The sequence below is a fragment of the Mycobacterium ulcerans subsp. shinshuense genome (genome assembly GCF_002355775.1).
Classification (GTDB): Bacteria; Actinomycetota; Actinomycetes; order Mycobacteriales; family Mycobacteriaceae; genus Mycobacterium; species Mycobacterium marinum.
Genome location: NZ_AP017624.1, coordinates 2,019,086 through 2,032,919, shown reverse-complemented (window position 1 = coordinate 2,032,919; position 13,834 = coordinate 2,019,086). Strand labels below are relative to the sequence as shown.

At 63.1% G+C, this 13,834-nt stretch carries 9 protein-coding genes and 2 pseudogenes; 7 read left to right on the top strand and 4 right to left on the bottom strand.

What is annotated here, in order from left to right; genetic code table 11:
* Positions 1-16: 16 nt before the first annotated feature.
* Positions 17-989: pseudogene (locus SHTP_RS09200) on the top strand (aldo/keto reductase).
* On the opposite strand, the gene htpG reads toward SHTP_RS09200, so the two are convergent.
* Complete coding sequence (gene htpG / locus SHTP_RS09195; protein WP_096370399.1) at positions 990-2,936, bottom strand: molecular chaperone HtpG; 1,947 nt, start codon at positions 2,934-2,936, stop codon at positions 990-992.
* A 205-nt stretch (positions 2,937-3,141) separates the two neighbouring features.
* On the opposite strand from htpG, the gene SHTP_RS09190 reads away from it, so the two are divergent.
* Together SHTP_RS09190 and SHTP_RS09185 are read left to right on the top strand one after the other, a co-directional pair.
* Positions 3,142-5,580, top strand: a complete 2,439-nt coding sequence (locus SHTP_RS09190) for an ATP-binding protein (protein ID WP_231991737.1) — start codon at positions 3,142-3,144, stop codon at positions 5,578-5,580.
* Positions 5,581-5,641: 61 nt separating this feature from the next.
* Positions 5,642-6,844 (top strand): ISAs1-like element IS2404/ISMul1 family transposase, encoded by a 1,203-nt coding sequence (locus SHTP_RS09185; protein WP_420811867.1) that lies wholly within the window; start codon positions 5,642-5,644, stop codon positions 6,842-6,844.
* On the opposite strand, the gene SHTP_RS30680 is transcribed toward SHTP_RS09185, so the two are convergent.
* Together SHTP_RS30680 and SHTP_RS30675 are read right to left on the bottom strand one after the other, a co-directional pair.
* Complete coding sequence (locus SHTP_RS30680; protein ID WP_477506021.1) at positions 6,841-7,716, bottom strand: ATP-binding protein; 876 nt, start codon at positions 7,714-7,716, stop codon at positions 6,841-6,843. The two genes, SHTP_RS09185 and SHTP_RS30680, sit on opposite strands and share 4 nt — an antisense overlap.
* Positions 7,717-7,854: 138 nt before the next feature.
* A pseudogene (locus tag SHTP_RS30675) lies at positions 7,855-8,589 on the bottom strand (protein kinase domain-containing protein); the annotation flags it as partial.
* A gap of 147 nt (positions 8,590-8,736) precedes the next feature.
* Between SHTP_RS30675 and SHTP_RS09175 the strand changes: the two are divergent.
* From SHTP_RS09175 to SHTP_RS09160, 4 genes are all read left to right on the top strand, one after another.
* Positions 8,737-9,939 carry an ISAs1-like element IS2404/ISMul1 family transposase gene (locus tag SHTP_RS09175; protein WP_420872976.1) on the top strand — a complete coding sequence of 401 codons (1,203 nt, stop codon included), beginning with the start codon at positions 8,737-8,739 and terminating at the stop codon, positions 9,937-9,939.
* A 501-nt stretch (positions 9,940-10,440) separates the two neighbouring features.
* On the top strand, positions 10,441-10,701 hold the full coding sequence (locus tag SHTP_RS28750) for a hypothetical protein (RefSeq protein ID WP_231991733.1): 261 nt from the start codon (positions 10,441-10,443) through the stop codon (positions 10,699-10,701).
* A gap of 104 nt (positions 10,702-10,805) precedes the next feature.
* On the top strand, positions 10,806-10,934 hold the full coding sequence (locus SHTP_RS29745; protein WP_020725846.1) for a hypothetical protein: 129 nt from the start codon (positions 10,806-10,808) through the stop codon (positions 10,932-10,934).
* Between the two features lie 520 nt (positions 10,935-11,454).
* Positions 11,455-12,657: an ISAs1-like element IS2404/ISMul1 family transposase gene (locus SHTP_RS09160; protein ID WP_420872975.1), complete on the top strand. Its 1,203-nt coding sequence runs from the start codon at positions 11,455-11,457 to the stop codon at positions 12,655-12,657.
* A gap of 240 nt (positions 12,658-12,897) precedes the next feature.
* Here the strand turns inward: SHTP_RS09160 and SHTP_RS09155 are convergent, their stop codons facing one another.
* On the bottom strand, positions 12,898-13,812 hold the full coding sequence (locus tag SHTP_RS09155; protein WP_011740124.1) for a phosphatidate cytidylyltransferase: 915 nt from the start codon (positions 13,810-13,812) through the stop codon (positions 12,898-12,900).
* Positions 13,813-13,834: the final 22 nt, after the last annotated feature.

Sequence of the window (13,834 nt, the reverse complement as noted above, 5' to 3'; positions counted from 1 at the left end):
CAGTACCGTGTGAACCATGAAACACCTCGAGGTCGACGGAATCGGAAATGTCAGCCGGATCGGGCTGGGCACCTGGCAGTTCGGCTCACGCGAGTGGGGTTATGGGGACCGGTACGCCTCCGGCGCCGCCCGCGACATCGTCGCGCGCGCTTGTGCGCTGGGAGTCACCCTGTTCGACACCGCCGAGGTCTACGGACTGGGCAAGAGTGAGCGGATTCTCGGCGAGGCACTCGGCGACGAGCGCGCCGAAGTGGTCGTAGCCAGCAAGATCATGCCCGTGGCGCCGTTTCCGGCGGTGGTCAAGCAGCGCGAACGGGCCAGTGCCCGCAGGTTGCAGCTCGACCGCATCCCGCTATATCAGATCCACCAGCCCAACCCGGTGGTCCCCGATTCGGTGATCATGCCGGGCATGCGCGAGCTCCTCGACACCGGCAGGATCGGAGCGGCTGGCGTCTCCAACTACTCGTTGGCGCGCTGGAAGAAAGCGGACGCCGCACTCGGGCGCCCCGTCGTCAGCAACCAGGTGCATTTCTCGCTGGCGCATCCCGGTCCGCTCGATGACCTGGTTCCCTTCGCCGAACGGGAGAACCGCATCATCATCGCCTACAGCCCACTGGCGCAGGGGCTGCTGGGCGGCAAATACGGTGTGGACAACCGGCCGGCCGGTGTTCGGGCCGTCAACCCACTGTTCGGCACGGAGAACCTGCGCCGGATCGAGCCGCTGCTGCAGACGCTTCGCGCCGTCGCCACTGACGTCGACGCAAAGCCCGCCCAGGTGGCGCTGGCATGGTTGATCAGCCTGCCCGGCGTGGTCGCCATCCCGGGAGCGTCCAGCGTGGAGCAACTCGAGTTCAATGTTGCCGCAGCCGACATCGAACTCAGCGCGGACGCGCGTGCCGCACTAACCGAGGCGGCCAGGGCTTTTCCACCCCGTGTCGGCCCGGCGATTCCTCACCGACACGGTCCGCGAGAAGCTGGGCCGGCGTTAGTTACAGCGTTCGCGTCAGACGATCCGCCAACAGCTCGGCGAACCGGGCCGGATCGTCTGGCGCACCGCCTTCGGCAAGAAGCGCTGTGCCGTAGAGCAGCTCCGCGGTTTCACTGACCGCCTCCTTCTTGGCATCGTCGTCAGCGCTCGCCTGCGCCTGGCGCAGACCGATCACCAGCGGATGGGTGGGGTTGAGTTCCAGCGTTCGCTTGCCGACCGGAACGTCTTGCCCGGTGGCCCGGTAGATGCGGGCAAGCGCGGGAGTGATGCCGAACGTGTCGGTGATCAGGCAAGCCGGCGACTCGGTCAGGCGGGTGGACAACCGCACTTCCTTGACCTGTTCGCCCAACGTCTCCTTGAGCCAGCCCAGCAGGTCGGCGAACTCCTTCTGCTGCTCTTCGCGCTCGGCCTCGCTCCCTTCGCCGTCGGAGTCCAGGTCTACCTCGCCCTTGGCGACCGACTGCAGCGGCTTTCCATCGAACTCGTTGACCACTCCCACCCATACTTCGTCGACCGGTTCGGTGAGCAGCAGCACCTCATAGCCCTTGGCCCGGAAGGCCTCCAGGTGCGGCGACTTGAGGATCTGCTGTCGCGAATCCCCGGTCGCGAAGAAGATCTGCGTCTGGCCTTCCTTCATGCGCTCCACGTAGCCGGCCAGGGTGGTGGGTTCCTCTTCGCTGTGGGTCGAGGCGAAGGAGGAGATCTCCAACAGCGTCTCGCGGTTGTCGAAGTCGGCCAGCAGCCCTTCCTTGACGACCTTGCCGAACTGGGTCCAGAAGGTGCGGTAGTCCTCGGGCCGCTCGGACTGCAGATCCTTGATGGTGGACAGGACCTTCTTGGTCAGCCGTCGGCGAATCGCCTTGATCTGGCGATCCTGCTGCAGAATTTCGCGAGACACGTTCAGTGACATGTCCTGTGCGTCGACGACACCCTTGACAAAGCGCAGGTACTCGGGCATCAGCTGGTCGCAGTCGCCCATGATGAATACGCGCTTGACATACAGCTGAATACCGAAGACCGCATCCCGATTGAACAGGTCATGCTGGGCGTGCGAGGGAATGAAGAGCAGCGCCTGGTACTCGAAGGTACCTTCGGCCTTCATGGCGATGACCTCCATCGGGTCATCCCAGGCATGCGCGATGTGCTTGTAGAACTCGTTGTACTCGTCGGCGGAGACCTCGTCCTTGGGCCTGGCCCACAACGCCTTCATCGAGTTGAGCGTCTCGGTTTCGAGGACCACGGTCTCCTCGCCGGGCTCCTCACCCTCTTCGTGAGGGGCCGGGACGCGCTTCTCCACCACCATGCGGATCGGCCAGGCGATGAAGTCCGAGTACTTCTTGATCAGATGCCGTAGCTTCCAATCCGCCGTGTAGTCATACAGCTCGTCCTCGGCGTCTTCGGGCTTGAGGTGCAATGTGACCGAGGTCCCCTGCGGAGCACCCTCGACGGATTCGATCGTGTAGGTGCCCTCTCCGCTGGACTCCCACTTGGTGGCCTCGCTCTCCCCGGCCTTGCGGGTGAGCAGTTCGACCTTGTCGGCGACCATGAACGATGAGTAGAACCCGATGCCGAATTGGCCGATCAGCTCCTCGGAGGCTGCGTCGTTCTTGGCCTCCCGCAGCTGCGCGCGCAGCTCGGCGGTGCCCGACTTGGCCAGGGTGCCGATCAGGTCCACGACCTCCGCCCGGGTCATTCCGATGCCGTTGTCGCGCACCGTCAGTGTCCGCGCGCCCTTGTCGGCCTCGGTCTCGATGTGCAGGTCCGAGGTGTCGACTTCGAGGTCCTTATTCCGGAAGGCCTCAATTCGCAGCTTGTCCAGCGCATCGGAGGCGTTGGAGATCAGCTCCCGCAGAAATGAGTCCTTGTTGGAGTAGACCGAGTGGATCATCAGATCCAGCAGCTGCCGGGCCTCCGCCTGAAACTCCAGCTGCTCGACACGCGCGTTCATGAGATTCCTTCCGACGACATGGCGTCTCGAATTTAGCGAGATGGTTGAAAACACCCGTCACGGGGGTCACCGAGCGAGGCCGCTGAGGTCGGTGCAGCCCCTGCGCCCAGCCGAACACTTTGCGGCAATGTTCGAGGTAGAACCGCCTTCGGTGTGGCATTCTTCGTTAGTGGCCGCTGATCTGGGGGGTCCACCTTCGGGGATCGTGACGTTCCTGTTCACCGATGTTGAGGGCTCCACCCGCCGGTGGGAGTCCGACCCCGATCGGATGCGGGCCGCCCTCGCGGCCCATGATGCGGTGCTCACACGGACGATCCAGACGCACCGGGGCTGGTTGTTCAAGCACACGGGCGACGGCGTCTGCGCCGCGTTCGCGTCGCCGAGATCCGCCGTCGATGCCGCCGTCGATGCACAGCGAGCACTCGAGTTGCCGGTGCGGATGGGGCTGGCGACCGGCGAAGCCGAGCCGCATGACGCGGACTACTTCGGTGCGGTGCTCAATCGCGCCGCGCGGGTGATGGCGACCGGCCACGGTGGCCAAATCCTGCTGACCGACTCGACAGCAAATCTGATCAGCGGAGTGGACTTGCTAGATCTCGGGTCACGCCGGTTGCGGGATCTGCCTGCCCCGGTGCGGGTGTTCCAGGTTCGGGCACCGGGCCTGCGCACCGATTTCCCCGCTTTGCGGGCACCGGATACAAGTCCTGGCAACCTGCGGCCCGCGCTGACCAGCTTCGTCGCTCGTGCGGCGGAGATCGGCCAGGTACAGACGGCGTTGCAGGTCCATCGGTTGGTGACGTTGACCGGGGTCGGTGGTGTCGGCAAGACTCGGCTGGCGCTGGAGGTCGCAACACGTGTTGCTGATCAATTCCCGGATGGCGTTTGGCTTTTCGAACTGGCCGCCGTTTCCGATCCGGCCGCGGTGCCCGACGCGGTGGCCGCCGTGCTGGGGATTACCCAACAAGCGGGAAAGACCGTAACCCAGAGCGTGGCCACGGCGCTGGAAAGACGGGTCCGGCTCTTGGTGTTCGACAATTGCGAGCACGTGCGTGACGCGGCGGCCGACCTGATCGAAGCCATCCTCGCCGGTTCGACGACCGTGCGGATCCTGGCGACCAGTCGCGAGCGGCTGGAGGTGCCTGACGAGCAGCTGTGGTCGGTGCCGTCGCTGGATGTCGGTGGCGGCGTGGTGTCCGCTGCCGGCACCCTCTTCGTCGAACGCGCCCAAAGTGTTGCCCCCGGCTTCGCACCGACCGATGCCCAGGATGCGGCCGCGATCGCCGAAATCTGCCGGCGTCTTGACGGAATCCCGCTGGCCATCGAGCTGGCCGCCTCCCGCATGGCGTCGATGACCCCGATCGAGGTGCGTGATCGGCTCGATCACCGCTTCCGCTTGCTGGTCGGATCTCGGCGCGGCCTGGGACGTCACCAAACGCTGCGTCACGCCGTTGCGTGGTCTTACGACCATCTCAGCGACGCGGAAAAGGTTCTGCTAGAGCGTTGCTCGGTGTTCGCCGGTGGTTTCGATCTGCAAAGCGCCTGCGCGGTAGCCGGATCCGCCGATACTCACGACGACTACGAGCTGCTGGACTTGTTGGATGCGTTGGTGGGCAAGTCCCTGCTCATCGTCGACCGGCTTTCGGGGCGATCACGGTTTTCGATGCTGGAGACCATCCGCGAGTTCGCCGAGGAGCAACTGGTCACCCGCGGGCAGGCACTGGCCGCTCGAACGGCGCATGCCCGCCACCTCGCCCAGCGGTTGCCCGACGTGGCGGCGGTGTGGGACAGCCCCCGGCAACCTGAGGCCTACACGTGGCTCACCGCCGAACTCGCCAATCTGCGCCTGGCCTTTCGCTGGACCGCCGACAACAATGACCTCGACGATGCCGCGAGCATCGCCACCTGGGTGGGATTTCTCGGCTTTTTTGTGAACAGATTTGAGCCGCTGACGTGGGTCGAGGAAGCGATCGAACGAGCGGTCGATCATCCCAAGCTCGCGTTCCTGCACGTGCTGGCATCACAGTGCTATACGACGGGGCGCGTCCAAGAAGCCATCCGCTACGCCGATGAGGCCGCCCGGTTGCTGGCCACCGACCGCTACGAGGTGCCGTTCGGCATCGAGGGGTGGCCATCCGGTGCGTATACCAGCAGCGGGCACCCTGAACAGTCGGTCGAGTTGTGCCGCACCCAGCTCGCGCTCGGTCACGACACGCACACACTCACCCTGGGATGTCTGGTGCTGGCCTTGACGAACAAGGGTCAATGCGACGAAGCCGAGCAGCTGGCCGATGCGTTGATCGAGTCCGCCGAAGCCACCCGCAACCCCGCGGCGCTGTGTTACGCCCTACTTGCCTATGGATTCACCTTCCGCGACACCAACCCCGCCAGCGCCCTTGCCGCCATGCGCCGTGGTTTGCGGATCGCCCAGGACACCGGTAACCGCAACAGCGAGACGCACCTAGCCGCCGTATTGTGCCGCGTCGAGGCCAAATATGGTGATCCATTGTCCGCGCTCGACCACTTCACATTGGCGATTCATAATCACCACGAGGCCGGAAACACCAGGGCTCCGGCGTTGTTGGTTAGCAGGCTTGTGAGCTGGGTTGATGATCTTTGGTGCCGCGCTATTGGGGCCGGAGTGTAGGCACGGGCTATCTGGAGAACGATCAAGTTGGTTACTGTTCGTCGTTGGTCTGGAGTTGCCCGTGCCTACCGTTTCAGTATTGCCTGTGTCGTCGGTTCCAGAGGTGTTCGACCGCTGGAGTCCTGGTGAGCGCAGCGAGCTCATCGGATCGGAGTTTCTCGATGTGTTGGCCTCGGTGCCAGACCCGAGGGACCCACGCGGTCGGAGGTATTCGCTGATGGCTTTGTTGGCGATCGCGGTTCTGGCCACTGCCGCGGGGATGCGCGGCTATGCTGGTTTTGCCACATGGGCGGCCACCGCTCCCGATGATGTGTTGGCCCAATTAGGGGTCCGGTTCCGGCGGCCCAGTGAGAAGACCTTCCGCGCTGTTTTGTCTCGGCTAGACCCCGCCGACCTCAACGCCAGGATGGGCAGTTACTTCACTGCACACGTGGCCAGCAGCGACCCCAGTGGATTGGTGCCGATCGCGTTGGACGGCAAGATGCTGCGTGGTGCTTTACGCGCCAAAGCGACAGCCACGCATCTCGTGTCGGTGTTCGCCCACCGTGCCCGATTGGTGCTCGGTCAACTCGCTGTCGCCGAGAAAAGCAATGAAATTCCCTGCGTACGTGCCCTGCTCACGCTGCTGCCGGGTAGCTTGCGGTGGCTGGTCACCGTGGATGCGATGCATACCCAGGTCGTCACCGCGAAGTTGATCTGCGCCACCTTGAAGTCGCACTACCTGATGATCGTCAAGTCCAACCAAGCCAAAATACTTGCGCGTATCACCGCGCTGCCCTGGGCCGAGGTGCCCGCAGCCGCTACCGACGACTCCCGCGGCCACGGCCGTGTCGAGACCCGCACCCTGCAAATCATCACCGCTGCACGAGGAATCGGCTTCCCCTACGCAAAACAAATCATCCGGATCACTCGTGAACGCTTGATCACCGCCACCGACCAGCGCAGCGTGGAGGTGGTCTATGCCATCTGCAGCCTGCCGTTCGAGCACGCCCGCCCTACCGCGATCATGACCTGGATGCGTCAACACTGGGGAATCGAGAACAGCCTGCACTGGATACGCGACGTCACCTTCGACGAAGACCGTCAAAGGGCACATACCGGAAACGGCGCACAGGTCCTAGCAACGCTACGCAACACCGCGATCAATCTGCACCGCCTCAACGGCGCCGACAACATCGCCGAAGCCTGCCGGATCACCGCTTTGACCGCCAACCGCCGCCTAGACCTCCTCAATCCACAATTCCCCAGCTCACAAGCCTGCTAATCAACAACGCCGGAGCCCTGGGGGCTGGGTAGGGGTGGTAACGCAGTCAGCGCGAGATCCAGCCAGCGGTACCCTTCGCTGAACATTCCGCGCGGAATCCAGATCTCGCGCAAATTTGCGGCCAATTCCAGCGCGGTGGCAGGTTCATGGGTGATGCAGAATTGCAGCGCTTCGCGCAGGTTAGGCGTTTCTGCGGTGAGACGACTCAACCATTCGATTTGTTGAGGTCCAAACCAATCGCTGTACGCTTGCGCCGCCAGACGGTGGTAGTAGTCGGCGTGGCGGTGGCGCAGTTGGTGGTGTTCGGCAGCGCTGAGGTGGGTGCGGCCGTAGTCGCGCAGGGTGTCGAGCAATCGGAACCGAACTTGGCCATCGTGCTCGGTGCGGATCAGGATGGACTTGTCGACAAGCGTGCACATCACATCCAGACACTGCTCGTCGAGCAAACTGCCGGCGCTCACATGCCGGGCGGCGGGCAGATCGAAACTGCCGGCGAAGACCGACAGTATTGCCCACAGGTGTTGTTCGGTGGGGGTACACAGGTCATGGCTCCACGCCACACAGCTGACGAGGTTTTGTTGCCGGGTGGGCGCACCGCGGTGGCCACGGCTGAGTAGGCGGTAGCGGTCCGCCAGACCGTCGGCGATCTGCTCGATCGACAATGCCCGTAGCCGGGCTGCCGCCAGCTCAATCGCCAGCGGCAAGCCGTCCAGGCGCGCGCAGACGCGGGCCACCGCCGCCGCATTGGCGTGGGTCAGGCGGAACTCGGGGACCCCGGCCCGGGCGCGAGCAACGAACAACTCCACCGCGTCATAGCGGGCCAGACTGCCCAGCGTGGAGTCGGCATCGGTTTCGGGCACCGCGAGCGGCATCAACGGTAGGACAGATTCCCCATCGATATCGAGGACTTCACGGCTGGTAGCCAGAATGTGTAGCTGCGGGCAGTGGTGTAGCAAGTTGTCGACCTGTTTGGCTACCGCGTCGATGATCGGTTCACAGTTGTCGATCACCAGCAGAGTCATGCCGTGGCCAAGAAATTCGACAAGCACGTCGGTTGGCGGCGCGCCCGTTTGATCGCAGACCCCCAGGGCGGCGATGGCGACCTCAGCTAGCATGTCGCCGTCGCGTAGCTCGGAGAGCTCGACGAGCCACACCTGATCGGAGAACTCGGCGCGCAACTGGCCGGCCGCGGCGATCGCGAGCGTGGTTTTTCCGACTCCACCCATGCCCGTCACCGTCACCAGCCGCGAGCTGTACAACGACTTTCGCAACTGCGCCAGCTCGTCGCGGCGTCCCACCAGCCCGGCCGGCAGAACCGGCACCCGGCCCGGTCCGTAGCGCTCCGCCCCGGAACGCGCCCCCGTCGGTATCCGGCGCGCCGACCGAATTCCCTCCTCACCGTTGGCTTCCGGCAGCGCCATCGCATCAACAGCCAGCCCAAGATCGGCTTGGGCCTGCTGGATCATTTCACCCAGCTTGAGCGCCGAAGGGCGATCCCCGGGCTCGCGGGCCATCGCCGCATTGACCACGTCCGCCACCTGGGTGGGAATATTGTTGTCACGCAAATCCGGGATCGACTCATTGGCGATCCGCAGGAATTGCGCCACTACCTGCTCACCATTGCGCCGTTCGAACGCCGCATCGCCCGTCAATCCGGCAAACAGGCTGGCTCCAAGCGCATACACATCCGACGCGGCGTTAGGCGATTCACCAGCCAACAACTCCGGAGCGGTATAGGCGGGTGACCCGCAGGGCTCCGGCGTTGTTGATTAGCAGGCTTGTGAGCTGGGTTGATGATCTTTGGTGCCGCGCTATTGGGGCCGGAGTGTAGGCACGGGCTATCTGGAGAACGATCGAGTTGGTTACTGTTCGTCGTTGGTCTGGAGTTGCCCGTGCCTATCGTTTCAGTATTGCCTGTGTCGTCGGTTCCAGAGGTGTTCGACCGCTGGAGTCCTGGTGGGCGCAGCGAGCTCATCGGATCGGAGTTTCTCGATGTGTTGGCCTCGGTGCCAGACCCGAGGGGCCCACGCGGTCGGAGGTATTCGCTGATGGCTTTGTTGGCGATCGCGGTTCTGGCCACTGCCGCGGGGATGCGCGGCTATGCTGGTTTTGCCACATGGGCGGCCACCGCTCCCGATGATGTGTTGGCCCAATTAGGGGTCCGGTTCCGGCGGCCCAGTGAGAAGACCTTCCGCGCTGTTTTGTCTCGGCTAGACCCCGCCGACCTCAACGCCAGGATGGGCAGTTACTTCACTGCACACGTGGCCAGCAGCGACCCCAGTGGATTGGTGCCGATCGCGTTGGACGGCAAGATGCTGCGTGGTGCTTTACGCGCCAAAGCGACAGCCACGCATCTCGTGTCGGTGTTCGCCCACCGTGCCCGATTGGTGCTCGGTCAACTCGCTGTCGCCGAGAAAAGCAATGAAATTCCCTGCGTACGTGCCCTGCTCACGCTGCTGCCGGGTAGCTTGCGGTGGCTGGTCACCGTGGATGCGATGCATACCCAGGTCGTCACCGCGAAGTTGATCTGCGCCACCTTGAAGTCGCACTACCTGATGATCGTCAAGTCCAACCAAGCCAAAATACTTGCGCGTATCACCGCGCTGCCCTGGGCCGAGGTGCCCGCAGCCGCTACCGACGACTCCCGCGGCCACGGCCGTGTCGAGACCCGCACCCTGCAAATCATCACCGCTGCACGAGGAATCGGCTTCCCCTACGCAAAACAAATCATCCGGATCACTCGTGAACGCTTGATCACCGCCACCGACCAGCGCAGCGTGGAGGTGGTCTATGCCATCTGCAGCCTGCCGTTCGAGCACGCCCGCCCTACCGCGATCATGACCTGGATGCGTCAACACTGGGGAATCGAGAACAGCCTGCACTGGATACGCGACGTCACCTTCGACGAAGACCGTCAAAGGGCACATACCGGAAACGGCGCACAGGTCCTAGCAACGCTACGCAACACCGCGATCAATCTGCACCGCCTCAACGGCGCCGACAACATCGCCGAAGCCTGCCGGATCACCGCTTTGACCGCCAACCGCCGCCTAGACCTCCTCAATCCACAATTCCCCAGCTCACAAGCCTGCTAATCAACAACGCCGGAGCCCTGCCCCAGCCCCGAACGCATCCGAGCGTTGGCTCACATTTCGGAGTTCGCAAATTTTCGCGGCAATTTGCCGAGAGCGACGGAGCTAGTAGCGTAGGCACGCCAACTTTACGAATCGCTGGCCGATCGACGAGTAATTGCCGTGCTCGAATGCACCGACGGCCATATGGCGATGATCAACGGTGATTTCGAACGCGCGCGAGACTGTCTCCGACGTGCTGCGTCGGCAACCGACGACCTGCAATCCAAGGGCTGCGCGATGTTGCTCATGGGTTGAGACTCTCTCTTTTGGGGCGATGTTGAGAAGGCGTCAGACTGGTTCGAGAAGGCCCTTGCCGTGTCCGAATCCCACGGCGAATCGTTGCAACGATCATATGTGTTGGTATGCACCGGAATTAGTTCATGGCGCCGAGGCGAGTTCGAACGCGCCGAGCAACAGCTCCAGCAGGGTATCCAAATTTGTCGAGCACTCAATGAGCGGTGGATGGCCGCGCAGTATTTTGAGGCACTGGCGTGGTGCGCCGGATCCAATGAGGACTTCCGGCGTGCCGTCGTGTTGATGGCGGCGGCCAATGTGCTGAGCCCGGCTACTGGATTTCCGCTGATGGCACTTTTCTCCGGACTTCACGACGAGTGTGAACAGCGCTCCCGCGCCGGGCTCGACGACGCGGAATATCAGGAGGCTTGGAACCAAGGCAGCGCGCTGAGCTTTCAACAGGCCGTCATGGTCGCCATGAGCGAATGATGAGAACTACCTTTTGCGGGCCTACGTGGCCTGTCCCCTAGACGGCTCACCCGGATAAGCGGCGCGCCGTAACCCCAGCGGCGTTTGCGCCCTGCGGTTCAACAGTGACGCCCAAGATCACCGGCGGCTGGTTGGAAATCCCACAACCTGGGGAAATGCCCGACTATTCAAACACCGCACGCGAGAAATTGCACCGCTTAACGCGGGTTGCCCCGGTGATCATCGGCGATTGACGCCGACCGACCGGGCGACGGTAAGGATTTGTAAAGGTCGGAACCCGATAGTGCTGACATGCGAACCCAACACGGTTCCAGGCAGCCGGATCCACAGGTGCCAGGTCGGCGACGTCAACCTGCCCCGCTACGGCTCGCTCCCATCCGCGTCGCGGCAACTCGAGTTTCATTCACCCACGCCAGCCGCCGGACAGCGGAAACACGTCAGCGCAATGACGCATGCCGACGTGCGCACCACAACACAACCGCTACTACCGCCGCGGCAAATCTGCGCGCAACAAACGATGGCGTTTGCCCGTGCAAGTGACGCGGTCAAGAAGCGCTTCCCAGAAAGGAAGAAGCCGTGATAGACAAAGCCCCGTTCCGAGGCGCACGTACAGGGCTCCGGCGTTGTTGATTAGCAGGCTTGTGAGCTGGGTTGATGATCTTTGGTGCCGCGCTATTGGGGCCGGAGTGTAGGCACGGGCTATCTGGAGAACGATCGAGTTGGTTACTGTTCGTCGTTGGTCTGGAGTTGCCCGTGCCTACCGTTTCAGTATTGCCTGTGTCGTCGGTTCCAGAGGTGTTCGACCGCTGGAGTCCTGGTGAGCGCAGCGAGCTCATCGGATCGGAGTTTCTCGATGTGTTGGCCTCGGTGCCAGACCCGAGGGACCCACGCGGTCGGAGGTATTCGCTGATGGCTTTGTTGGCGATCGCGGTTCTGGCCACTGCCGCGGGGATGCGCGGCTATGCTGGTTTTGCCACATGGGCGGCCACCGCTCCCGATGATGTGTTGGCCCAATTAGGGGTCCGGTTCCGGCGGCCCAGTGAGAAGACCTTCCGCGCTGTTTTGTCTCGGCTAGACCCCGCCGACCTCAACGCCAGGATGGGCAGTTACTTCACTGCACACGTGGCCAGCAGCGACCCCAGCGGATTGGTGCCGATCGCGTTGGACGGCAAGATGCTGCGTGGTGCTTTACGCGCCAAAGCGACAGCCACGCATCTCGTGTCGGTGTTCGCCCACCGTGCCCGATTGGTGCTCGGTCAACTCGCTGTCGCCGAGAAAAGCAATGAAATTCCCTGCGTACGTGCCCTGCTCACGCTGCTGCCGGGTAGCTTGCGGTGGCTGGTCACCGTGGATGCGATGCATACCCAGGTCGTCACCGCGAAGTTGATCTGCGCCACCTTGAAGTCGCACTACCTGATGATCGTCAAGTCCAACCAAGCCAAAATACTTGCGCGTATCACCGCGCTGCCCTGGGCCGAGGTGCCCGCAGCCGCTACCGACGACTCCCGCGGCCACGGCCGTGTCGAGACCCGCACCCTGCAAATCATCACCGCTGCACGAGGAATCGGCTTCCCCTACGCAAAACAAATCATCCGGATCACTCGTGAACGCTTGATCACCGCCACCGACCAGCGCAGCGTGGAGGTGGTCTATGCCATCTGCAGCCTGCCGTTCGAGCACGCCCGCCCTACCGCGATCATGACCTGGATGCGTCAACACTGGGGAATCGAGAACAGCCTGCACTGGATACGCGACGTCACCTTCGACGAAGACCGTCAAAGGGCACATACCGGAAACGGCGCACAGGTCCTAGCAACGCTACGCAACACCGCGATCAATCTGCACCGCCTCAACGGCGCCGACAACATCGCCGAAGCCTGCCGGATCACCGCTTTGACCGCCAACCGCCGCCTACACCTCCTCAATCCACAATTCCCCAGCTCACAAGCCTGCTAATCAACAACGCCGGAGCCCTGGCGGCAATCTCACCTCGATTACGCGAACTGCAGTTCCGTCTGCCGGGAGCGACTCGTTGCGTCTCACAATTGCGAAATGCAAATCCGCCAGAAATGAGCTCTCTGGCGGATGGAACGCATTTGGAAGGCATGGATCTACCGAAGATGCGTTACGCCTCAAGCAGCTGCCGCATCTTCTCCGAGCCGGACCCGGCTGTCACATCGGGGCTGACTGACTCTGTCAGGTCAACAGTGACATCACGATCCAGGCCGCCACCGCTGACGGCAGAACGCCGTCGAGCCGATCCATCAAACCTCCGTGGCCGGGTAGCAGCCGCCCCATGTCTTTGATGCCGAGGTCACGCTTGACTTGCGACTCCACCAAGTCACCCAGCGTGGTGGTGAGCACGAACAGCACCCCGAGCAGCGCACCCACCCAGGGGGGTTCATGCGCCAGGAATGTCGCCGTGATAGTCGTTGCAACGATCCCGCAGAACAGCGAACCGGCAAAACCTTCCCAGGACTTCTTGGGGCTGATTGTGGGGACCATCGGATGCTTACCGAAAAGCACACCCACGGTGTATCCCCCGACATCGGACGCGATGATCGCGATCATCACGCAGAACACCCATCCGGTGCCGTTAGGCGGGTAGACCAGCATCGCGGCGAAGGAACCGAATAGCACAACCCAAACGGCCAGAAAAACGGTGGTCGAGGTATCGCGCAAATAGGTTCCCGACGCGGGCACCCCGTCGCTGCCAGCACCGTCGTGCGGCAGGTTGTCCTGCATGAACAGCCGCCAGAACATGCAAACCACGATCATGGCCCCGAACCCGGCTAGCACACCGCGAACGCCGTATGGCCAGCTCAGCCAGACGGTTAGCTGTCCACCGATCAGCAGCGGAACAACCGGAATCAGATACCCGGCTTCACGTAGCCGCCGCACCACCTCGTGGGTAGCGACGACCATCGCAAACGCACAGATCGCGACCCAACCGCGCGGCGCGAACACCAACGTCGCAACCAGGAACAAACCAATGCTGAGGCCCACCGCGATGGCCGCGGGCAGGTCGCGCCCAGCTCGTGATGCTTTTTTCGGCGGCTCTTGCACCGGCTCGTCGGCCGGGGTGCCGGTGGTGGCGTCGGTGTTGGCCACGGACCTAAACGGACTCAGCTGC